This is a genomic window from Mycobacterium sp. AZCC_0083, assembly GCF_014202335.1.
In the GTDB taxonomy this organism is placed as follows: domain Bacteria; phylum Actinomycetota; class Actinomycetes; order Mycobacteriales; family Mycobacteriaceae; genus Mycobacterium.
The window spans coordinates 50408-71243 of the sequence record NZ_JACHGP010000024.1 but is presented as its reverse complement, the minus strand read 5'-3'; the positions used below and the strand labels follow the sequence as shown (position 1 = coordinate 71243).

Annotated in this window: 24 protein-coding genes; 18 read left to right on the top strand and 6 right to left on the bottom strand. The window is 63.8% G+C overall.

The genetic code is table 11. From position 1 onward, the window contains the following. Positions 1–389 precede the first annotated feature (389 nt). Together HNP02_RS38230 and HNP02_RS38225 are read right to left on the bottom strand one after the other, a co-directional pair. Entirely contained in the window at positions 390–1331 is a 942-nt protein-coding gene (locus HNP02_RS38230; protein ID WP_309241849.1) for an SDR family NAD(P)-dependent oxidoreductase, read from the bottom strand. Positions 1332–1544: 213 nt separating this feature from the next. Further along, positions 1545–2462: an SDR family NAD(P)-dependent oxidoreductase gene (locus HNP02_RS38225; RefSeq protein WP_184445859.1), complete on the bottom strand. Its 918-nt coding sequence runs from the start codon at positions 2460–2462 to the stop codon at positions 1545–1547. Positions 2463–2578: 116 nt separating this feature from the next. Here HNP02_RS38225 and HNP02_RS38220 point away from each other — a divergent pair, with 116 nt between their 5' ends. The 4 genes from HNP02_RS38220 (at position 2579) to HNP02_RS38205 (ending at position 5823) form a co-directional block, all read left to right on the top strand. Beyond that, a complete protein-coding gene (locus tag HNP02_RS38220) occupies positions 2579–3199 on the top strand; it encodes a CGNR zinc finger domain-containing protein (RefSeq protein WP_184445858.1) in 621 nt (206 codons plus the stop codon). 12 nt (positions 3200–3211) lie between these two features. Next, positions 3212–4234 carry an alcohol dehydrogenase catalytic domain-containing protein gene (locus tag HNP02_RS38215; RefSeq protein ID WP_184445857.1) on the top strand — a complete coding sequence of 341 codons (1023 nt, stop codon included), beginning with the start codon at positions 3212–3214 and terminating at the stop codon, positions 4232–4234. A 115-nt stretch (positions 4235–4349) separates the two neighbouring features. Then, positions 4350–4793 carry a MarR family winged helix-turn-helix transcriptional regulator gene (locus HNP02_RS38210; protein WP_221318475.1) on the top strand — a complete coding sequence of 148 codons (444 nt, stop codon included), beginning with the start codon at positions 4350–4352 and terminating at the stop codon, positions 4791–4793. A 151-nt stretch (positions 4794–4944) separates the two neighbouring features. Next, positions 4945–5823 carry an SDR family NAD(P)-dependent oxidoreductase gene (locus HNP02_RS38205; protein WP_221318474.1) on the top strand — a complete coding sequence of 293 codons (879 nt, stop codon included), beginning with the start codon at positions 4945–4947 and terminating at the stop codon, positions 5821–5823. Positions 5824–5850: 27 nt separating this feature from the next. On the opposite strand, the gene HNP02_RS38200 is transcribed toward HNP02_RS38205, so the two are convergent. Continuing rightward, entirely contained in the window at positions 5851–6441 is a 591-nt protein-coding gene (locus tag HNP02_RS38200) for a TetR/AcrR family transcriptional regulator (protein ID WP_184445856.1), read from the bottom strand. A gap of 188 nt (positions 6442–6629) precedes the next feature. Between HNP02_RS38200 and HNP02_RS43925 the strand changes: the two genes are divergently transcribed. From HNP02_RS43925 to HNP02_RS38165, 6 genes are all read left to right on the top strand, one after another. Further along, positions 6630–7505, top strand: coding sequence for a nitroreductase/quinone reductase family protein (locus tag HNP02_RS43925; RefSeq protein WP_309241848.1), 876 nt, complete (start codon positions 6630–6632; stop codon positions 7503–7505). 4 nt (positions 7506–7509) lie between these two features. Beyond that, positions 7510–8523 (top strand): LLM class flavin-dependent oxidoreductase, encoded by a 1014-nt coding sequence (locus tag HNP02_RS38185; RefSeq protein ID WP_255507443.1) that lies wholly within the window; start codon positions 7510–7512, stop codon positions 8521–8523. Positions 8524–8603: 80 nt separating this feature from the next. Continuing rightward, the gene (locus tag HNP02_RS38180; RefSeq protein WP_184445855.1) at positions 8604–9002 is read left to right on the top strand and encodes a nuclear transport factor 2 family protein; all 399 of its coding nucleotides are present in this window, start codon (positions 8604–8606) and stop codon (positions 9000–9002) included. A 25-nt stretch (positions 9003–9027) separates the two neighbouring features. Next, positions 9028–9942, top strand: a complete 915-nt coding sequence (locus HNP02_RS38175) for a TIGR03564 family F420-dependent LLM class oxidoreductase (RefSeq protein WP_184445854.1) — start codon at positions 9028–9030, stop codon at positions 9940–9942. A 394-nt stretch (positions 9943–10336) separates the two neighbouring features. Beyond that, positions 10337–10717: a CocE/NonD family hydrolase C-terminal non-catalytic domain-containing protein gene (locus HNP02_RS44235; RefSeq protein WP_375373760.1), complete on the top strand. Its 381-nt coding sequence runs from the start codon at positions 10337–10339 to the stop codon at positions 10715–10717. Positions 10718–10946: 229 nt separating this feature from the next. After that, positions 10947–11531, top strand: a complete 585-nt coding sequence (locus tag HNP02_RS38165) for a TetR/AcrR family transcriptional regulator (RefSeq protein WP_184445852.1) — start codon at positions 10947–10949, stop codon at positions 11529–11531. Here the strand turns inward: HNP02_RS38165 and HNP02_RS38160 are convergent. Then, positions 11528–12262 carry a DUF427 domain-containing protein gene (locus HNP02_RS38160; protein ID WP_255507452.1) on the bottom strand — a complete coding sequence of 245 codons (735 nt, stop codon included), beginning with the start codon at positions 12260–12262 and terminating at the stop codon, positions 11528–11530. The two genes, HNP02_RS38165 and HNP02_RS38160, sit on opposite strands and share 4 nt — an antisense overlap. Positions 12263–12553: 291 nt before the next feature. On the opposite strand from HNP02_RS38160, the gene HNP02_RS38155 reads away from it, so the two are divergent. After that, positions 12554–13522 carry a helix-turn-helix transcriptional regulator gene (locus tag HNP02_RS38155; RefSeq protein WP_255507442.1) on the top strand — a complete coding sequence of 323 codons (969 nt, stop codon included), beginning with the start codon at positions 12554–12556 and terminating at the stop codon, positions 13520–13522. A 153-nt stretch (positions 13523–13675) separates the two neighbouring features. Here the strand turns inward: HNP02_RS38155 and HNP02_RS38150 are convergent, their stop codons facing one another. Beyond that, positions 13676–14563, bottom strand: a complete 888-nt coding sequence (locus tag HNP02_RS38150; protein WP_184445849.1) for an MBL fold metallo-hydrolase — start codon at positions 14561–14563, stop codon at positions 13676–13678. 519 nt (positions 14564–15082) lie between these two features. On the opposite strand from HNP02_RS38150, the gene HNP02_RS38145 reads away from it, so the two are divergent. The 7 genes from HNP02_RS38145 (at position 15083) to HNP02_RS38120 (ending at position 20100) form a co-directional block, all read left to right on the top strand. Then, positions 15083–15640 (top strand): hypothetical protein, encoded by a 558-nt coding sequence (locus HNP02_RS38145; protein ID WP_184445848.1) that lies wholly within the window; start codon positions 15083–15085, stop codon positions 15638–15640. A 320-nt stretch (positions 15641–15960) separates the two neighbouring features. After that, positions 15961–16734 carry an SDR family NAD(P)-dependent oxidoreductase gene (locus HNP02_RS38140; protein WP_184445847.1) on the top strand — a complete coding sequence of 258 codons (774 nt, stop codon included), beginning with the start codon at positions 15961–15963 and terminating at the stop codon, positions 16732–16734. Next, a complete protein-coding gene (locus tag HNP02_RS38135) occupies positions 16731–17087 on the top strand; it encodes a VOC family protein (RefSeq protein WP_184445846.1) in 357 nt (118 codons plus the stop codon). The genes HNP02_RS38140 and HNP02_RS38135 overlap by 4 nt, the downstream gene beginning before the upstream one ends. 35 nt (positions 17088–17122) lie before the next feature. Continuing rightward, positions 17123–17449, top strand: a complete 327-nt coding sequence (locus HNP02_RS42360) for a hypothetical protein (RefSeq protein WP_221318473.1) — start codon at positions 17123–17125, stop codon at positions 17447–17449. Further along, entirely contained in the window at positions 17443–18117 is a 675-nt protein-coding gene (locus HNP02_RS42355; RefSeq protein ID WP_221318472.1) for a hypothetical protein, read from the top strand. Before HNP02_RS42360 ends, HNP02_RS42355 begins: the two co-directional genes overlap by 7 nt. Before the next feature lie 176 nt (positions 18118–18293). Next, positions 18294–19169, top strand: a complete 876-nt coding sequence (locus HNP02_RS38125; protein ID WP_184445845.1) for a haloalkane dehalogenase — start codon at positions 18294–18296, stop codon at positions 19167–19169. Between the two features lie 181 nt (positions 19170–19350). Then, positions 19351–20100: an SDR family NAD(P)-dependent oxidoreductase gene (locus HNP02_RS38120; protein ID WP_184445844.1), complete on the top strand. Its 750-nt coding sequence runs from the start codon at positions 19351–19353 to the stop codon at positions 20098–20100. 31 nt (positions 20101–20131) lie between these two features. On the opposite strand, the gene HNP02_RS38115 is transcribed toward HNP02_RS38120, so the two are convergent. Beyond that, positions 20132–20797: a helix-turn-helix domain-containing protein gene (locus tag HNP02_RS38115; RefSeq protein ID WP_309241846.1), complete on the bottom strand. Its 666-nt coding sequence runs from the start codon at positions 20795–20797 to the stop codon at positions 20132–20134. Positions 20798–20836: the final 39 nt, after the last annotated feature.

Sequence of the window (20836 nt, the reverse complement as noted above, 5' to 3'; positions counted from 1 at the left end):
AGCACGGTGTTGGCTGAAACGCGATCCTTCGGGGCACCGGCGAGGATGTGCAGCACGTCTCGCACAACACATTTCGTCTGTGGACCGCCACAGCCAGCGGTCGGTTTCGTGGCGAACACGCGATAGTCACACCCGGTCATAGCCGCATCCGGTATCCGGCGGCGAGGCTGGGCGTGGCAAAGCGGTGCGAACCGATCCTCGGGACGCCGCCTCGCTGCGCGGGTGCATGTGGGGGACTGCGCGTTCTCGAAGTCGCCTGAGGACACTAGGTTTCCGACCGAAGTGACAATCTCGTCGCGGATGCTGTCGCATGGCGTCTTCGTCGTGGGTTGTTCGTAAGGCTTCATCGACGCGCGTGTCGAACGTCTAGTTACGGGCTAGCCGTCGGGCTAACGGTTGAGCAGTTCCAGGGAGCTCTCCCACAAGCGGGTTGCAGCCTCTGCATCGAGGGCATAAGCGGCCACGCCCTGTTGGCGCTCATGCCCGAGCTCGGGATCTACCACCTCCGCCTCATGGCAGTCTTCGAAATAGCGTCCTCCGATGCCGGCCAGCAGCGGAGTAGTGGCGACGAACACCGTTGTGGCAGCTCCCTCTTCGACCGTCTTCCAGTCGTAGGTCCGGTCGACCTCTTCCCATTCGGGTCCTGACTGATGCCGCTGCAGTTCGGTCCGGATGCCCCCCGGCATCACTGCATTGGCAGTGATGCCGTCTGCGCCCCAACGCCGTGTGGCTTCGACCGCGAAAAGCACACTGGCGGTCTTCGACTGCCCGTAGGCCAGCCACGGGTCGTAAGGCCTACGCTCGAACTGCAGATCGTCGAAGACCACTGGGCTGAAGAAGTGTCCTGACGATGTCAGTGCCACAACCCTTGCCGGTGCGCCGACGGCCAACGCGTCGTGTAATCCCACCGCCAAACCAAAATGCCCAAGGTAGTTCGTGGCGAATTGGTGTTCCCATCCCTCCTCGGTCCGCCGTAGCGGCTCCGCCATTACTCCCGCGTTGTTTATCAGCATGTTCAGCGGACTCTTCCACCGTTTGACGAAGGCGTCCACTGAATGCCGGTCAGCTAGCTCCAAGGGCTCTACAGCGATGTTGGAGTTTCCCGTACGCTCTGTGATCGACTCGGCGACACGACGTCCGGCTTCGACGTTGCGCACTGCCAGAGTTACCTCGGCACCAGCGCCAGCCAGGGCGCGGGCAGTTTCGGCACCGATACCCGAGCTAGCGCCAGTGATGACTGCGCGATGCCCCGTCATGTCCATTCCCGCGATGACCTCGTCGGCGGTGGAATGCCGACCGAATGGGCTGGTAATCGGATCACTTGACGGCACGGGAATCCTTCCTGACGCCACTCAAACAAACAGCATGACGGTATACGAACTAACCGTATACCGATAATTGTGTCGTCGCTACCGGGTTTCGCAATCGGTGCGTTCGGCGAGACGGCACCCGGACTCTTGGCCGCCGATAACTGAGTGGCCACTTGCGCAAATCTGGTGCCCGGCATGCTGCTCGGGCCGGTGCCGCAGGACGAGCATGCAACGTCATGAGCCACACAGCTGTTCCGATACCGTCCAAAGCTGCTCGGCGCGAACAGGATCCGTCGCATAGGGCATCACGTTATCGCTGACCGCGCATTCCTTGAGGTAGAGACCGCCCACTCCAGCCAGATCGTCGGACACCGATGCCCACACCGAGGTGGCCGCACCCTCTTCGGCCGAGATGACCTCCAGCCTGGCAGGCTTCGCGGCCGGCTCACTGCTGGCCGTCCCCAGCCCCATCATCGCCTTCATGTCGTCCCGTGACATGTGCCGCGACAGAGACGTGGCGACCGTACCGGGATGCACCGCGAAGCTCCGCACGCCGGTGTCGCGGTACCGGGCGTCCAGCGCGACGGTGAACAAGACGTTGGCCGTCTTGGACGAGCCGTAGGCCTTGAACTTGTCGTATGGCCGTCGCTCCCAGTTGGGATCCTCCAGATCGATGTCGAAGATGTGATGACCGTCCGAACTGAGGTTCACCACCCGCGCAGACCCCGTGTTGAGCAGCGATGGCATCACGCCGCGCGTCAGCTCGAAATGCCCGAGGTGATTGACGCCCAATTGAAGCTCGAACCCGTCCTCGGTTCGGCCGAAGGGCGTGAACATCACTCCCGCGTTGTTGATCAAGACGTCGATGCCCGGGAACCGCGCCACGAGCTCGGCGGCGGCCGAACGAACACTGGCCAGGTTGCCCAGCTCCATCTCGACCGTTTCGACTGCTGCGGTGGGCGATTCGGATGTGATGTCCTCAGCCGCAGACAGAAGACGTTGCGGATCCCGACCCGCGAGCACCACCGTGGCTCTGGCCGAAGCGAGCCCGCGGGCGGCCATCAGACCGAGTCCGCTGGTGGCGCCGGTGATGACGAAGACCTTCCCGGTCAGGTCAACGCCCGACAGGACCTCGTCGACGGTGAGTCCCATGTGCGTCCCTCTCGAAGGCGGTATTGGTTCAGTGAACTGCATTATTGCAGTGTCCTGCAATCAAGGCTAGTCCATGGACGGTTGACGTAATAGGTAATCCGCGTATGCTTCTTACTATGGAGGATCGCGCAGCGGGCTTCGACTACCCGGCAAGTAGCCGGTTCGGCACCGCCACGCTTGCCCCTGCGCAGCTCGTATTGAGCCAGGAGCTGGCCAACACCATCGGGTTGGGCCACCTGCCCGACTTCGTGGATCTGCTGGGCCAGGTCGACACCGCACAGCACTGGATCGACGCGGTCCTGCCGCATTGGTGCGCATCGTTTGGCGCAGACGACCCGCACCTACTCGCAACCGAGGCCGAACTCCCCCGCCTACGTGCCGTCCGAGACACCCTGCGCTCGGTCCTTGGCGACCACGACGCTCTCCGCACCGATGCCGTCATCACAGGCACCGCAGGCGTCACCATCACCAGCGCAGGCGCGCACCTCGAACCACGCGGTTCGGGTGCCGCGTGGCTGGCCGCGGCCATCGCCATCGAAGCCGCCACCGCCCACGGCCAGGACACCTTCCGCCGGCTCAAGCTCTGCCACGAACCGCTATGCCGCACCGCGCTTTACGACCGCTCCAAGAACAACAGCAGGGTCTGGCACGACACCGCAACATGCGGCAACAAGGCCAACGCCCGCGCCCACCGCGCACGACGCCGAGCAACCGCTCGCGACGACCCATCTCAATAAAATGGAGGACCGATGTCTGACACCTACCGCGCCTGGCAAGCGACCGGACAGCACCAGTTCGAGTTGGTGGACCGCGAGGTGGCTGCGCCGAATGCCGACCACGTTCGCATCCGGGTAGAGACCTGCGGTGTCTGCCACAGTGACTTCCTTGGCGCTGAGGGCATTCGTCCCGATCCCAGCCAGCCCGTCGTCCCCGGGCACGAGATCGTCGGAACGATCGACGCGGTCGGCGACGCCGTGACCACCTGGAAGGTCGGCGACCGGGTCGGAGTGGGCTTCCTCGGCGGGCACTGTGGTGTCTGCGAGTGGTGTGCCCGCGGCGACTTCGTCAACTGCACCAACCAGCCCCAGCCCGGCACGACCGAGGACGGCGGCTACGCCGAAGTCGTCTACGCCAGGGCCACCGGTCTGGTCGGGATCCCGACCGAGCTGTCGTCGCTGGACGCCAGCCCGCTGCTGTGCGCAGGCATCACCACGTTCAACGCGCTACAGAGCATCGACGCGCCTCCCGGCGCGCTGGTCGCCATCCAGGGCATCGGCGGTCTGGGCCACCTCGGTGTGCAGTACGCGAACAGACTGGGGTATCGGGTGGCGGCGATCGCCCGGGGCGAAGACAAGCGTGCACTTGCCGAACAGCTTGGCGCACACCACTACATCGATAGTGCGGCAACCGATCCCGGCGCAGCGTTGACCGAACTCGGCGGTGCTGCCGCCATCATCGCGACCGCCGCCAGCGGGGCGTCGATGTCGCCATTGCTGGCCGGTCTGCGGCCACACGGCCAACTGGTGGTCGTCGGCGCCGCGCCCGACCCCATCGAGGTCTCGACGTCCGACCTGATCTTTGGCGGTCGTTCGATCCTGGGGAGCCTGACCGGCACCCCCATCCAGAACGAGGACAGCCTGGCCTTCAGCGCCGCGAACGGCGTGGCCGCGATGATCGAGAAGCTGCCCTTCGAGGACGCCCCGAAGGCCTACGAACGGATGATGTCGGGTCAGGCCCGGTTCCGGGTCGTGCTCGACGTGGCAGGCAAGTAGCGAGTCGCGTATCGGCCACCAGGAGGGGGCGGCACGATCGCAGGTAACCACGTGAGGTACCTCATGAATATAGTATCGATGTGTGCCGCCCGGAGCCGTCCCAAGGACTGACGCGATGACCGTGGCCGACGGCTCCGAGCCCGAGCGGCTGGGATTGCGTTATCTCGTCCTGGCCCAACAGGTTCGGAAGGTGCTGGACAAACACATGGTCAGCAGCGGCCTGTCGCTGGCGCGCTGGAAGGTACTGGAAGTACTCGAGGGGACGGGCTCGATCCGTCAGACGGCGCTGGCCCAGGAGTTGGGCTTCGCCCCGCGGTCGGTCACTCAGGCGGTCGAGAGTCTGGCGAGCGACGGGCTTGTCGAACGCACGCCCGATCCGGACGACGGTCGGGCCAAACTCGTCGCGCTCACCGACGAGGGAGCCGCGGCGCTCGCGGCGGGCACCAAGGCGGGCGAACACATGCTCCGGCAAATCTTCGGCGCCCTCGACCGCAAGCAGCTGGCGCGTCTGGACGAAATCCTCAGAGTCATCGACGACACCACAGGGGAACTGAGCTAAGGCCACCGGCCCGTTCGTCGCCGAAGGTCTTGGCGCCCAGCGCGAACGGCGATACGGCACAGCGCTTCCACCGAGACTTCGGAATTCATGAGGTACCTCAGCGATGCTATAGTCCTGAGGTACCTCATTACTAGGTGCGAACGGAGAATCCATGGACACCCGACCGGTCGTCATCATCACCGGGGCCACCAACGGCCTTGGCCGAATCGCTGCCCTCGAGCTCGCCCGCTGGGGCGCCCACCTTGGCGTCGTCGTCCGCAGCCAGGTGAAGGTGGACGAGCTGCGCCGGGAGATCCTGCTGGTGGCCCCAGGTACGCCGGTCGACGCGTTCTTCGCCGACCTCACGTCGTTGCGAGACGTTCAGCGAGCAGGGAAGCAGATCGACGCACGCTACGAGCGAATCGACGTGTTGATCAACAACGCTGGTGTGCATGCCTTTTCCCAGCGCATCACACCCGACGGATTCGCCGAGATGGTGGCCGTGAACTACCTCGCTCCGTGGGTGCTGACCAACACGCTGCGCGGCAAGCTGGTGGCGTCGGCGCCAGCGCGGGTCGTCACGGTCGCGTCCGAGGGTGCCCGGTGGGCCGGCCGCATCGACCCCCTCCCAGATCTGACCGCGACCGCGACGTACACCAGGCGCGAGGCCATGACTCTGTACTTCCGATCGAAGTTGATGGACATCATGGTCACCCAAGAACTCGGCAGACGGTTGGCAGGCACGGGTGTGACGGCGAACTGCTGTGATCCCGGTTTCAACGTCAGCGGCCTCGGCAGGGACCTACCGTTCGCCGGAGTACTCGAACGACTTCTGCGCGCATTGCGGATCGGCGACCCGCGCCGCGGCGCAGGAATCATCGTGCGACTTGCCACCGACCCCGTCTTCGCCGAAACCACCAGTGGTTATTTCTCCGTCAAGGACGCCGCGCCCCTCGCCTGCCCAGAACCCGGACGTAGTGCGCGATTTCAAGCCGACCTGTGGGAGACCACGGCCACCCTGCTCGACGGAGTTCTGTCCTCAACCGGATGACAGGACACCAGATTCCGACGACCCGAATCAGCCCGAGCGCGAGGCGTTCGCGGCTGCCAAGGTGAGCCGGGCGATGCGTTTGGCGGTCATCGCCGCGGTCCGCGCCGGCTCGGCCGTACTCGCCGTCGCCAACGCGCCGTCGTAGAGGAGGACGAGTGCGTCGGCCAGCGCCTCGGAGTCAGCGAGCCCGGTTGCTGCGGCGAGTTCGACGAAGGTCTGCCGGATCCAATCGCGGTACTCCTCGATGGCCTGCTGGTGGGATTCTCCCGCCGGGGCTTCGGCGGCGGCATTGACGAAGGGACAGCCGCGGAACCCCGGAAGGGACACATAGTCAGCGATCGCGTCGAAGATCGCGAGGATCTTCTCGTCTGGATCGTCGACACCGGCCTGGCGCTCCTCGATTCGCTGCTGCCACGCATGGAGGCGGCCACGAAGATAGGCGGCGACCAGTTCGTCTTTCCCCCCGAAGATGTAATACAACGAGCCCTTGGCCACGCCCGCCTTCGCGATGACGGCGTCGATACCGGTGGAATGGACACCGTCGCGGTAGAACAGCTCGTCAGACGCGGCGAGCAGTCGTTCACGCGCCGACGGCCGTTTCGCTGTCTTCGTCGCCATCACGGCAGTTTACCAGACAGACTTGTCTGAACATCAGGATGCGCGTCAATGTACGCGACAGACGCAGGATCGTGCCCGCAGCAGTGGCGACAGGCGTTGACAGGGTTGGCGGGCTACGGCTATCTTCATCTTTAGTCAGACCTGTCTAAATGGAACGAGCAGGTCGCCAGACATCGAAGGGCCGAGAGATGACTCTGATTGCCGAGAGCAGCCTTGACGGCGAATACGTGCCAAGCCGCGTGGAACGCAGCCGCAACCAGGTGGCCGAGTATGAAGCCAGCGACGGGCGCGAGGGCGGAACGTTGGAAGGCCGGCCGGTGGTGATCTTGACGTCCGTGGGAACGAAATCGGGCAAGGTCCGGAAGAACCCGGTGATGCGGATCGTCGACGGTGATCGGTACGTGGCCGTGGCATCCGCGGGTGGTGCGCCCGCAAACCCGTCGTGGTACGCCAATCTGGTTGCCCACCCACGGGTTCGACTTCAGGACGGCGCCAGCGTCAAGGAGTTCCAGGCCCGCGAGGTCAGCGGGGACGAGAAACGGCACTACTGGACGGTGGCCGAGCGATTTTGGCCGCACTTTCCCGAGTATCGACGGCTCGCCGCGGGACGCGACATCCCGATCATGGTGTTCGAGCCCGTCGCACCGCGGACGTCCATCGGTATTCCGGCCGAGGAGCGCAACAAGACGCTCGTGCTGGAGGCGTTCGACACGTTGTTCAATCGGCGTGATTACGCAGCGGCGCAACGGTTCTGGTCGCCTGATTACATCCAGCACAGCGCGCACATCGAGCCGGGCCGTGACGGCCTGTTCAATCTGATCAAGGCCTCACCGGCAGAGATGCGTTACGAGAACGCGCTGACCATCGCCAACGGCGACTACGTGATGCTGCACGGCCGGTTCTCCAATACCGGGCTGCCGGCCAACTGGATCGCTGTCGACGTCGTGCGCATGCAGGACGGCCTGCTCGCCGAACACTGGGATGTCCTGCAGGACGAGGCCACAGCGGAGGAGTCCAAGAGTGGGCTCCCCATGTTCGGCGACACCTTCCCGACGAGGGGCTAACGCCATGCCGACCAAGATGAACATCTCCGCCCAGTTCGCCACCTCGCTGCACTCCCCCGAGCACATCGCGGCCGCCGAGCAACTCGGCTACGACCGGGCCTGGCTGTTCGACACACCGCACCAAAGCCCGGACGTGTGGATGATGCTCGCGTTGGCGGCCGAACGCACCACCACGATCGGCCTGGGTCCTGGCGTGCTCGTCCCCACCCTGCGTCATCCCATGGTCAACGCCTCGGCCACCGCGGCGCTGGAAGCGCTTGCCCCAGGACGGGTCGCGGTCGCATTCGGCACCGGCTTCACCGGCGCCCGCGCGCTAGGCGCCGCACCGAGCACCTGGTCGTTTCTGGAAGACTACATCCGCACGTTCCGCGCCCTGCTCCGCGGCGAACCCGTCCGCTGGCGGAACTGCCTGATGCAGATGCTGCACCCGCCCGGGTTCGCACCCCTGCGCCCCATCGAGGTTCCCCTCCTCATCTCCGCGCTCGGCCCCAAGGGCGTCAACGTCGCCATCGAACATGCCGACGGGCTGTTCACCGTCAACGGCGAGACCCGCTACGCCACGCAGTTCACCTGGGCTGCCCTCGGCGTGCACGGCACCGTCCTCGCCCAGGGCGAGACACTGGACTCGCCACGGGTGCAAGCGGCCGCTGGGCCAGGAAACGCATTGGCCTACCACGCCGCATACGAATTCGGCGGCGACGTCACCACCCTGCCCGGCGGCGACGTCTGGCTCGAGACCATCAACCAGACCCCGTCGCAGGAGCGGCACCTCGCGGTGCACGACCAACACCTGGTGGCGCTGAACCGCGCCGACACCGCCGCGTGGGCGGCGGGCAGTTGGAAGGCCATCACCCAGACCACCCTGACCGGCACAGCCGACCAAATCAGCCGCCGCGTCGCCGAACTCGCCGACCAGGGCATCACCGAAATCATCTACCAACCGACCGGGCCCGACATCATCGACGAACTCGAGGCCTTCCACGCGGTAGCGCGCAACGCTACAAATGCCGCAGCGTAAGACAATTCGCCACGCTAATCGAAACAGAATGTCGATTCCCGCGGAACTACAAGCCCACCTACGAGTCACGAGAGGCAATCATGACATCTACCGAGGAACAGACCAAGTCATTCGTCCTGCACGCATTCGACACATTGTTCAACAAGCGGGATTACGCAGCGGCGGAAGCGTTTTGGTCGGCAACTTACATTCAGCACAGCGCGCACATCCAGCCGGGACGCGAGGGCCTGTTCGAGCTCGTCAAAGCCTCGCCCGCAGATATGCGCTACGAGAACGGGCTGGTCGTCGCCACTGACGACTACGTGATGCTGCACGGCCGGTTCACCAATGTCGGCCAACCCGCCAACTGGATAGCCGCAGACATCGTGAGGATCGAAAACGGTCTGCTTGCCGAACATTGGGATGTCATCCAAGACGAAGCGACACGGGAGGACTCCCAAAGCGGGCTGCCGATGTTCAAAGACGAATTCCCTTCCTAGCCAGACCTGGAATCGGTCGTAGGCCATGTCCACCGGAGTCGTCATCGGACCTGACCCCGCCGCCGCGAACGCGGTAGACGATGCGGTTTCACAAGCGTCTACGGCCTTCCACCGCGGCGTGCGCCACGTGTGGCTCGGTCAACGATTCGATGTCGACGCGTTGGCACTGGCAGCGGTGATCGCCAGCGCGGTACCCGGCCTCGGCGTCGGCACCGCCATCGTTCCGATCAACCCTCGTCATCCGTTGCTCGTCGCCGCCGCGGCGCAGACCGCGCAGGCCGCCGCGCACGGAAACTTCAGCCTCGGCATCGGTCCCGGCGGAAACGCTCTGCAACAGCGCGCATTTGGAATTCCGCCTGGCAAGGAGATCGCGTTCCTCCGCGAATACCTCACCGTGTTGCGGTCGATCCGCGATGACGGCGAGGTCGACTTCCACGGCCAGGAACTGGTCGCAAGCCCACCCCTGTCACCAGCGGTAGCCGGCGGTACCCCGTTCCCCATCTACGTCGCAGCGTTGGGGCCGCGCGCGCTGCGGGTCGCGGGCGAACTGGCCGACGGCACCCTGTCCTATCTGGCCGGCCCACGCACCGTCGAAGAGTTCATCGCGCCCACCATCGCTCAAGCCGCCACCGACGCAGGCCGCCCACCGCCGCGGATCATCGCCTCCATCCCCGTGGCCGTCACCAACCACCCCGACGCAGCCCGCGCGGAGGCGGCGAAGAGCCTGGGGTTCTACGACCAATTCCCCTCCTACCAGAAGGTCATGGCGCGTGAGGGCATCAATCGCGCCGCCGACATCGCAGTCATCGGCAATCCGGATGAGGTGATCGGTCAGCTCCTGCGATACCGCGCCGCAGGCGCGACCGACCTGGTGCTCAACCCCTTCCAAACAGACGCATCGGCGCTGCACGCGGTGTGGGCCGTAGCCGGCGAACTGTAGGCCGACAGGAATCGCCTTTGTTCTCCTACTTCCCGAACAACTACACCTGGTCGTCTGCGGTGATGTTGTGCCTCATGGCCGGCGGTCAACTCGGGCAGATCGACCGCTTGCTGGCGTCGCTGCGCAACGGCGACCCCGACATCGACGCTTGGACCGCGGCTTGGGGCAACGCTGCAGCGGACCGAGAAGGACACGCCAAACAGGACCTGCGGCAAGGTTTTACGCGCAGCGCCAGTGCCCGGTATCTACGGGCGTCGACCTACTACCTGACCGGGGAGCGGCAAACACCGCCCGGTCTGGCGAAAAGCCGCAGCTACGCGGCGGGGCTGTTCGCGCGTTTTCCCCCCAAGGCGACGAAGTCATCTTCCAGGGCGCCCTCGATTCGCACTCGGCGTTGTCCAAAGGCTGGCTGCGCGCGTCGAAGCGCGAGCTCGACCCCGTGATGAGCACGCCATACCGGCCGTACCACACGCACGATGAGATCCAACCGCTCACGCCGGGCCAGACCTATCAGTTGGACATCGAGATCTGGCCCACCAGCGTGGTGTTGCCCCGGGGCTACCGCGTGGCGCTGACCGTCCAAGGCACCGATTGGAAGTTCCCCGGTGTCGTCAATGCGGGACGCCTGCTCAATTTCGGTGTCCCGCTGCAGGGTTCGGGGCCATTCCAGCACAACGATCTTCTCGACCGGCCGGCCGATATCTTCGGCGGCCGTACCACGGTGCACACCGGCGGCGACGCAGCGTCTTGGCTGCAGCTTCCGATCGTCGGATGAAACGGCTGACGTACCCGACAATTCGTGCAGGAAGACAGCCCCGACGAGATCAGCGCCACGATCGCGGACTTCATCTACGAGTGCCGCCAAGCGAGTCCGAATCATTGTTTCACTGATCGTCCCCACCAACGGTGGAGCCGGGAATACCCTCTAGCCGACCGCTGGTTACCCCTTGAGGAGTGTCGCCGCGTCGGTGGCGGCGGCCCAATTGGCAGATGGGATCACGGATATGGACGAGCCCGTCATCGATCGCGCATCGGTTCGTCAACGTCTTCTCGACGCCGCCGACGAGCTGTTCTATCACGAGGGCCTGCACCGGGTGCACATCGACCGGGTCATCGAGAAGGCCGGCGTCCCGCTCGACACGCTTCGCGACGCGTTCGGAAGCACAGACGAGCTCATCCGCACCTACCTGCGTGCCCGTCACACCCGGCTGCAGGACGCGGTTGCCCGAGAACTCCCTCGGTACAACACACCCCGAGAACGTCTGGTGGGCGTCTTCGAGGTCCAAGGGCAGTCGTTCGTCGAACCAGGTTTTCACGGGTGTGCGCTGGTGACCGCGAGCGCCGAAGCCTTACCGGGCGAAGTCGTCGAGGAAATCGTCACCGAATACCGGGACTGGCTACAGAACCTGTTCTTCGATCTGGCCTTTGCCGCCGAGGTACCGCATGCCGAGGAGCTGGCCGAGCAGCTTGTCGTGCTGTTCGACGGCGCAGGAGTTTCGGCATGGCTGGACAGACGACCCTCAACCGTCAACACGTCTCGCGCAGTAGCCGAAGCGCTCATCGACGCAGCCCTGCAGAGGCAGCCCTAGCCGAAGTGGGTGTGCGGCCGAGGCAATCGGGCACCGTCGACGAAGATGTCCAGCTTTTCGTTGTAGAACGCGATCATCCCGGCGATGGGAGCGACCTCGCGCAACGGGTAGTCGTAGGTCCAGGCGAGATCGGGATACACAGCCTGCCCGACCCTGACTGTCCAGTAGCCCGAGGTGATTCCTTTGTAGGGGCATATGGTTTCGGTGTTGCTCGGCTCCAAGTGTGAGAACGCGACGTCAGTGCGGTCGATGTAGAAACGGGTCGGCAGCCCTGTCTCGAAGAGCAAGACTGGGCTGTGGGTTTCGGCCAGAACGACGCCGTCGAGCTCCACCCTGATGTGACGATGGGAACGCAACGAGTCGACACGGATGTAGGGGTTGCGTGGATGACCGATAATGGGTTCATCCTCTTCGAACCACTCGAGCGCGTCCCATTCGAATCGGACGGTGCCGGCGACCGAACCCGAATCGTACACGCGGGCAGCAGACTTCAGTGTGCGCTCAGGCGAGGTCAACGAATGTAGCCGCGAGGAACCGAACTGCAGCTTCTGGGCGTGGTTCTCGTCCTGCAAACGCTCCATGCGAACGTCAGACACCGGAATGTAATACTGCGGGTAGTAGGAGATCTCCCAGACGTAAAGGGCGCGGGTCGTGTCGAATACGAGTACGTCATCGAAGTAGCCGCGTACCCGACGTGGTGAGGGCTCGACGAGACCGCGGTCCCCCACCATCTGGGGGTAGTCGCGATCGGGATTCCGCGACTCCGGAGTCACTGGTCCTCGGCTTCCGACGATTGGCGTAGTCATGAGGCCGACTCCTGTCTGCGTGGCGGGAGTGTCTGTCCACCCACCGCTTTAGACCGATCTGTATATATTTGACGTTACGCCCCGAATCAAGGTCGCGTCAACCTCGCCGATCACCAGCTGCCGACGGAAGAACCGCGGGTAGGCCGGCCGGTGGTAACGTTGCGAACAGCCCACACCTTCGGCGAATGCGGTGATCATCGTGGGCAAGGCGCAGCGATGGTAGTGAGCTACTTGACGGATATCAGCGATCCAACCCGGGACCTTCACGCGGGAACAACCCCCGAATTACGCGACGGTGCGGGTGCCGCTGTGCCACCGTTAGCGCGCGTCGCAAGTCCGGCATACTCTGCACCGCTGAGCGTATCTGGTGAGCTTGGACCAGCATTGCGGGCGTGGCGCGAGCGGTTGACGCCGGAAGGCGCCGGAGTGCCGGCGACCGGTCCACGCCGCACACCCGGTCTGCGGCGGCGCGAGTTGGCCATACTGGCCGGCGTCTCACCGGACTACATCACCCAGCTCGAACAGGGTCGCGCATCGACGCCATCGGCCCAAGTGTTGATCGCGCTGTCGCGCACCCTGCAGCTATCCGAAACTGAGCAGGAACACCTGTTTCGTCTCGCTCGGCAACCGGCACCGTCGAACCAGCAATCCGGCGCCTCACTGCCTCCCGAAGTGATGCGTCTGATCAATCAACTCGACGCGAGCCCGGCAGCCGTTTACGACGCGCTATGGAGCCCCCTGACCTGGAACCCGCTGTGGTCGGCGGTCCACGGCGACGTTCAGTCGCGACCCAACGCAGAGCGCAACCTGGTTTGGCGAACGTTCAACGACTTAGGTACACGACTCGTGCGGACGAATAGCGACAAGGCCGCCTTCGAGGAGCGGCTCGTCGGCGACCTTCGCCTGACGTCGAGTCGATATCAGCGCGACCCTGGCCTGACCAGCTTGCTGGATGATCTGACCCAACGAAGTAGGCGCTTTTGCCGACTGTGGGACTCACGAAGCGTCGACGTCTACGACAACGAACGCAAGACAATCAAGCATCCCTCGGTTGGGACGATCAGAGTCACGTGCAACGTGCTCTTGACACGCCGCAGCGATCTACGAGTCATCGTCTACACACCCGAAACCGGCACGTCTTTGGGGCGCCTCAAGGAATTGCGCGCCGCCATTACCGACGCCTAGCTGGACTGAACGATATTCGCGGTCCCGATACACACCACCGCACCGGTTCTTTGTTGGCTTCCAGATCTGCGTTCGTCGAGATGCGCAGTAATTCCCGCATCGTGTTTTGAGACCTCCGCTGTGTGATTGATGGGCCAAATGTTTGGCTCGGGTTCAGGCGATCCAGCGCACTATTCGAAACCTGTCGCCGGTGCGCCTGATTTCTGCGGCGTGCCCGCCAGCGAAGTGGTTGGCCAAGAGGAGTGCGTTCGTGTCCGCAGCGCGAGAAAGCACCTCGCGACGGGTCCACCGTGCTTGTTGGGGATCCTCGCAGAAGCAGCTGTTCCAATGCGGCTCCACGATCTGTATCGGATTGTTCAATACGTCACCGACGAAAATTGCACGGTCAGAGCCGGACTCGAGAGTGACGATCGCGCTTCCCGGCGTGTGGCCTGGGGCGGCCACGAGGCTCAAGTTCTCGTCAATGGTGTGGCTGCCGCTCCACAACACGGCCTGCCCGGCATTGTGGATCGGCGCAATGCTGTCCTCGTATGCGTTTTGATTGACAAGCGCGCCAAGCGGCTTGGTGTCGTTGAGCGGATTCCAATAATCGAAGTCTTCGAGGGTGAACAGATAGGAGGCGTTGGGAAACGTGGGAACCCACTCGCGATTTTCCAACACCGTGTTCCAGCCGACGTGGTCGAAGTGAAGGTGGGTGCAGACAACGATATCCACGTCTTCGGGTTTCACTCCCGCGCGACCGAGGTCCTGGATATAGGGAGTATCGAGGTGTGACGACAGCGGAAAGTAGGGGCGTTCCTTGCCGTTTCCGGATGCTGTATCGATCAGGATGTTCTTGCCGGCACTGCGGACCAAATACGATGCCGAACAGGTGACGACCTCGTTCGACTCCCGGTTCCAGAACCTAGGTGCCAGCCACGAACTGTGTCGCTCCCAGACCTCGCGGCCGCCTTCAGGGGCGAGCTGGGCAGTTATCGGGGCGCAGCCTTCCCATTCCGTGATGCGCGTGACTGTCACGTCACCCAGGGTGATCGATTCCATCAGTCTCCCTCGATCTGTTGTCTCCAGTAAGGCGTCCGCAACGGTTTGGTCCGCCCGCTCAATTGGCGACGGCGCAATCGCGGCATTTCGCGTAGCGACCACACCCGAGGAGTCGGCCTCGTGCCGAAGCCTGTCGCGTCTTTTTCGGCATCGAACAAGGCTATCAGACAGTTCTGTCTAATTCCATCGTTGGTTCGCTGATGAGACTGCGGCGCAACGGTTCTGGTCGTTGCGTTGGGACATTTCGTCCAGGAAGTCAGTGCTTGCCAGCGCATCCACTGCTGGGTTACTTGCGGTCGCCCCGAAGCCGGCACGCGCACGTGGTGACCCGAACGAGCGTGGCGTTATTGGTACCACTCTGCAACCAGTGAAAGGACGTCGGTCGGTACTAGCGTTGTAACCGCAAAACCGTTAGCAGACGCGTGGCAGCGAAAAGTGCGGAGACTGGCCCGTGCGTGATCATCGCGCGCTCCCTCAGGCAACTGCCAGCACCGACCTCGGCAACCAAAGGAGCCGCCGATGACCTCACCCACCCGACCCCACCCGGTCGTCGTCATCCGCCCAACTGGGATCCAGCGCGCCTTTTTCGACGAGGTCGTGACAAAGTCAGGAATTCCCGAAGCTGGGTTGGGCGACGGGGACGACGACGACCTGATCCGGGCCTACCTGCAGTCCCGGTTCGCCAGAATCCAGGATCGGATGCTGCGCGAGCTTTCACGCTTCCCCTCTGCCCGGCAACGCATTATCGGCGTCTTTGAAATCCTAGGCCCGTCGTTTGCCGAGCCAGCCTTTGAGCGTGACGTAGAGGAGTTAACCCTGGCCACCGAAGCCAGCCTGCCCGAGGCGCTGGTCGAGGGGGTGAGGACGAGATATCACAACTGGATTCACAACCTGTTCTGCGATCTGGCTCACGCCGCGCAGGTTACTCGTCCAGAGGAACTCGCCGAACAGCTTGTCATGATCTACCGCGGCACCTGCGTCACAGCCTGGATGGACCGACGGCCCGACACCGCCGCGACGGCATCTTCGCTGGCCCGCAAGGTGGTGGCCGCCGCGACGGACCCGTCCCCGAACTAGAACGGGCAGTCGAGCTGAAGACTCTGCCTCGGATCAGAGCCACGCCCTGTGTCTCTGGTAATAGACGGCGACACTTGATAATTCGACACGTGGGTCGAGCCGTCGACATCAGTTCGGCGTAACATTTCGTCGGGCACATTTGCCGACTCCCTGCGGTTCGCCAGCCGGTAGGGGGACCCGGCTCAGGAGGCGACCTCGCTGCGACGACGTTGCCCCTCAGGGAATATTGGACGATGGGCTTGCGTCTTTAGTCTGGTCGGTCTAAATTTTGGCTGGGCTGTCCGATCAAACAGATCGGTACAAAGACATGAGGAGCGGACATGACAAGCCCCACGGTGGTTCGGGATCTGGAAGGCAAGGTCGCGCTGGTCACCGGCGCGACATCGGGTATCGGTAGGGCCGCTGCGGTGCAGCTGGCCGCACAGGGGGCCACGGTGATCGTGCACGGCCGCGATGCCAGCCGGGGCGCTGAGGTGGTCGCCGAAATCGAAACACTCGGTGGCTCAGCGCGTTTCGTCGGCGCCAACCTGGGCGACCCCGCGGTAGCACTGCGGTTGGCTCATGAGGTCGGCGACGTCGACATCCTCGTCAACAATGCAGGGTTCGCCTGGTTCGGTCCAACCGAGAAGCTGGCCGTCAACACGCTGGATCAGCTGTTCGTCGCCAACGTGGAGGCCCCCTACCTGCTGGTGTCGGTACTGGCCCCGAAGATGGTGGCCCGGGGCGATGGCGTGATCATCAACCTGGCCAGCAGGGCCGGCATCGTCGGTAAGCCCGACAGTGCCGCCTACGGCGCCACCAAAGCCGCACTGGCCTCCTTGGCCCGCTCATGGGCCGCCGAATACGGACCCGCCGGCATCAGGGTCAACGCCATCTCACCGGGACCCGTCTACACCAACGCAGCCCCACGGGAGCTGTTCGATTCCATGGCCGAGACCACTCTGCTCGGTCGGGTTGCCGAGCCGCAGGAGATCGCCGACGTGATCGGATTCCTGGCTTCCCCCCGCGCGTCCTACATCACCGGTACCAACGTGGCCGTCGACGCCGGTCGCCCCGCCGCCGCAAATAAGCAACGAACCGAATTGGCATCATGAGCATCTCGATAATGGCGGTCAGCTTCGACGCCCGCGACGCCGCCCAACTCGCACAGTTCTGGGCCCAGGTCCTGCACCGCACCGTCAATGACGGCGCAACCGAGGACTCCGCGTCGATCCCGGCAGACACCGACGGTGAACAGGGACCCCTCCTGTTGTTTCACAAGGTGGCCGAGGACAAGACCGTGAAGAACCGCGTGCACTTCGATCTGCGGTCCAGCGACGTCGCCGCCGACGCCGAGCGACTGATTAACCTGGGCGCCAAGCAGATCCGCTCACTGGCGGAGAACGACAACCGATGGATCGGCTTCATCGACCCCGACGGCAACGAGTTCGATCTCGTGGCCAGCTGACCGCTGCCGCTGCCCGCACGAGGAAGGGATGCGCCATGAGCAACCCCGCTACGTTCGCTAGTACTGAAACACCCGTCATGCAGCGCCAGATCCTGCTTGTTGGACCATACGGCGTCCTTGGTACTGGCGTTATCGACGCCGTCGCCGAGAACCCGCAGTGGACGGTCACCACAGCCGCGCGTCGACCCGCACCGGCCTATCGAGCGCAGTCCGCACCCCCTCACATCAGCGTCGATCTGCTGGACCGCGAGGGCACGAAGAGCGCCTTCTCGTCTCTCTATGAGGTGACCGATCTGGTCTTCGCCGCCTACGTCGAGAAACCCACAATGGCCGAACCGTCGAGCCAAATGCCAGAATGTTGAGAAATACGCTCGACGCTCTCGCGGCGGGCAACGTGCGCATTGAACGTGTCGTACTCGCCGGCGGTGCCAAGTCCTACGGCTTCAGCCTCGGCGCCTTCAATGCTCCAGCGAAGGAGACAGACCCACGTCTCATTGCGCCGATCCACTACCACCAGCAGGAAGACATTCTGGCTGACTGGGCCGCTGAGACTGGGGCTAGTTGGACGGTTTTCCGTCCCCATCTGGTCATGGGACCAAGCCAGAACTCGCCAATGAACCTGGTTACCAGTCTCGCGACGTATGCCGCGATGAGTCGCGAACTGGGGTTGCCGTTGCGTTTTCCTGGCACCAAAGTGGGATGGAACAGTCTCCAGGAGACAACGGACGCCGAATTGTTCGGCCGCGCAACGTTGTGGGCCCTGGGTGAAGACAAAGCACGCAATGAGATCTTCAACGTGTCGAACGGCGACGTCTATCGCTGGAGGCAACTGTGGAATGAGCTCGCCGCCTTCTACGATCTGCCAGTCGCAGAGCCGCTTGCCATGTCCACCGTTTCTGAGATGAGCGAGAAGGCTCCGTTGTGGGATTCCATGGTTGCCCGCTATGGCCTGTACCCCACGCCCTATGAGCAGATCGCGAACTGGTCGTTCGTGGACTGGATGCTCAACTTCGGTGAAGAGACCATCTAGAGCACAATCAAGATCCGTCAGGCGGGGTTCGCGGATTGCATCGACACGCACCAGAGCTTCGGGCGGCAGCTCACGAGACTCCGCCAACTTCGCATCATCCCCTAAATGGTTCCACTCGGGTTGCCGCAGGCGCTGCGACCAAGCCGCCGGAGACCTCATGCGCTAGGAGGCACATCGTGGTGGGAGCAAAACCCTACGGGCAACTGAAGTATCGCAACGTCAATGGGTACCGGATGGCCTACGTCGACGAGGGCGACGGCAACGCCATCGTCTTTCAGCACGGCAACCCGACCTCGTCCTACCTGTGGCGCAACGTGATGCCGCACCTGGAAGGGCTGGGCCGGCTCGTGGCGTGCGATCTCATCGGAATGGGCGGCTCGGACAAGTTGCGCCCGTCGGGCCCAGATCGCTACAACTATGCCGAACAACGTGACTACCTGTTCGCGCTGTGGGACGCACTGGATCTCGGCGACAACGTGACACTCGTGCTGCACGACTGGGGTTCGGTCCTCGGCTTCGACTGGGCCAACCAACACCGCGACCGTGTGCAGGGGATCGCGTTCACGGAGGCCATCGTGATCCCGATGACATGGCCGGAATTCCCCAGCGCGATCCGCGAAATCTTTGAGGGCTTTCGCTCCCCGCGCGGCGAGCCAATGGTGCTGGAGCAGAACGTGTTCATAGAGCGTGTCCTACCTGCCCAGATCCAGCGCGAACTCAGTGACGCAGAGATGGACCACTATCGGCGACCCTTCGTCATGCCAGGCGAAGGCCGCCGCCCAATGCTGTCGTGGCCACGCAATCTGCCGATTGACGGTGAGCCGGCAGACGTGGTCTCGGTCGTTGATGAATACAGCAACTGGCTGGCGGCAACCGAGATGCCCAAGCTGTTCATCAATGCCGAACCGGGTGCCATTGCCCACGGCCACGTCCGCGAACTCATCCGATCCTGGCCCAGCCTGACCGAAACGACCGTTAGCGGAATTCATTTCGTTCAAGAGGACAGCCCGGATGAAATCGGTACCGCAATCGCGGAGTTCGTGCGTAAGTAATAACCACCCGGGCGCGGGCGAATGGTCAGACGGCGGTACGGCGTCCGTGCGTTGACAGCAGCGGCGAGTACAAGTAATCTTGATTTAGACAGATCGGTCTAATCAATGCGATCGGTCCCATCACCGAAGACGGACGCCGCACGAGCCCGTCCAACACAGCACGAAATAGGAGGATCAACTGATGACACGACTGGATGGCAAGGTCGCCGTGATCACCGGCGGCAGTAGCGGTATCGGACTGGCGATCGCACAGAGGTTCGTCCAAGAAGGCGCCCACGTCTTCATCACCGGGCGCCGACAGAGTGAGTTGGACGCGGCCAAGGCGTCGATCGACGACGGCGTGACCACCATCGCAGGCGACGCCACCATCTCCGCGGACTTGGACAAGCTCTTCGCCACCGTTCTCTCGGAGAAGGGCGCGCTGGACATCCTGGTGGTCAACTCGGGCCGGGTGGAGCCGGAGGAGTTGGGAAAGATCACCGAGGAGAACTTCGACCTCACCTTCGACCTCAACGCCCGGGCAGCCCTGTTCACGGTGCAGAAGGCGCTGCCGCTGATACGCAACGGCGGCTCGGTCATCCTGGTCGCCTCGATCGCGGGCTACGTGGGCATTCGCGGCTACAGCACCTACAGCGCCACCAAGGCCGCGCTGCGTTCCTACGCGCGCACGTGGACCCGCGAGTTCAACGACCGTGGCATCCGGTTCAACACATTGAGCCCGGGCCCGATCGACACCCCCATCATGGACGGTCAGGCCGACTCACCCGAGGGCGCGGCCGCGATCAGGGCGGCGTTTGCCGCGGCGATACCGCTGAACCGGATGGGCCGCCCCGAGGAGATCGCCGCTGCCGCACTGTTCTTGGCGTCCGATGACAGCAGCTTCGTGGCCGGCGCCGAACTGAGCGTCGACGGCGGTATGGCGCAGGTCTAGACCTGTGCGCACGACGGAGTAGGCGCGTTCGTCAGGTGAGTCGCCGGCGCGTATTGCGTTGGCGCAGCAATTCCGTCGTCTGGTCCGACACCGGACTCGCCAAGACCGCCGCGACCAAGTCGATCAGCCTGCTGGTGAACAACCGGTCGTCGGCGCGGGGCCGCGCGGCCGCGCGGGCGGCCAGTTCGACATGCGTGAAGCGGATCGCCGCAAAGCGGGTGTGGAAGATCTCGACGGACTCCCGGCTCAGCAGGGGGTCAACGCATTCGCGCCAGGTCAGGATGCCGACGCCGATGGCCTCGTTCATGAGAACGTCGAACTGCGGGTCCGGACGATTGACCAGTTCGGCAAAGATCCTCAGGAACTCGCGGCCACCGTCGGGGTCCGACAGCTTCGCCGCGACGGGTAGGACCAGCGCGGCTGCCAGTGCACGCAAGTCAGCTTGCCCGGCATCGCGGTACTGCTGAAGCAACACGTCACGGCGCGCGTCGACGTCGGGCCCGTGCTTGTCCATGATGGCTTTCAGCAGCCCCGCGCGGTCTGAGAAGTGGTACTGCAGGGCACTGGCATTGCGTTGGCCCGCATCCCGATTGATCTCGTTGAGCGACACGCCGTCGACCCCCCGCTCCGCGAACAGCCGCTCGGCGGCGGAGATGAGCTGCGACCGGGTGTCCTGCCCGGCCACCGACGCTTTCACTTCCCTGCCCTCCTCGTGCTAGCTTGATTGATGCGATCA